A 1,015-nucleotide genomic window follows, 5' to 3' on the forward strand; every position below is an offset into this window, starting at 1 on the left:
GGTAGTCGCAGCCGACGATCATGCGCGCGAAGTGGGGGATGACGAGGCCTACCCAGCCGATCATGCCCGAGATTGACACGCTGGCGGCGGTGACGAGGGTGGCGGCCAAGATGACGATGAGCCGCACGCGGCGGGCGTTCACGCCCATGGTGGAGGCTTCGTCGTCGCCCATGGTGAGCACGTTGATGCGCCAGCGCAAGGCGAACAGCGCCGCGAGACCGATTGCGATGGGAGGCAGCGCGAAAGCCATGTCGCTCCATTTGGCGCCGGTCAGACTGCCCATGAGCCAGTAGGTGATGGCGGCCAGCTGGTCGGTAGGGTCGGCGATGAGCTTGGTGAACGACACGCCCGCCTGGAACAGCGAGCTGACCATGACGCCGGCCAGCACCACGATGAGCAGATGGTTGCCCTTGGCGCGCGTGCCGACGGCCAGCACCAGCAGCACGGCGGCGATGGAGCAGGCGAACGCGAACAGCGAGATGCCGAGCGAGCCGAGTCCCAGCAGGATGGCCACTGCGGCGCCGAACGCCGCGCCCTGCGAAGCTCCGAGGATATCGGGGGAGACGAGCGGGTTCTGGAACGTGCCCTGGTAGGCGGCGCCGGCAGTAGCCAGGCTGCAGCCCACCATGAGCGCGAGCGCGATGCGCGGCAGACGCACCTGGAAGAACAGCGTCTCTTGCTGGGAGGTCCAGAACGAGTCGATGGGGAGCGCCAGGTTGGCCAGCATGCCGACAGCCTCGATCGGGGTGATGGGGTAGCGGCCCAGCATGAGCGAGGCCAGCGTGCTCGCCAGGACGAGCGCGCCGAGCGCGACTAGGATGAGCGTGCCATGCCGCGCGCTTCGGCGGGAAGCGCATTGAGCCGCCGCCTTGTCGTCGCGCGGCCGAGGGGCCGGCCCCTCGGTGCTTCCGGCGCTCATAGCGCCGGAAGCACCGTCCCCATCCTCCAGCATGTCTTCAACAGCTTCTATTGCCCTCGTCCTTTAACATTCGTAAATGAGAATAATATTTAAATC

General features: G+C 66.5%; 1 protein-coding gene. It reads right to left on the bottom strand.

Going from position 1 to position 1,015, the window contains the following annotated elements; translation table 11 throughout:
- Positions 1 to 952 (bottom strand): FecCD family ABC transporter permease (locus ACMO6A_RS10865; RefSeq protein ID WP_418471253.1); only part of this gene is annotated, 952 nt, incomplete at its 3' end.
- Between the last annotated feature and the right edge of the window lie 63 nt (positions 953 to 1,015).

Origin of the sequence: Eggerthella sp. (assembly GCF_048329335.1) — a bacterium.
Classification (GTDB): Bacteria; Actinomycetota; Coriobacteriia; order Coriobacteriales; family Eggerthellaceae; genus Eggerthella; species Eggerthella lenta.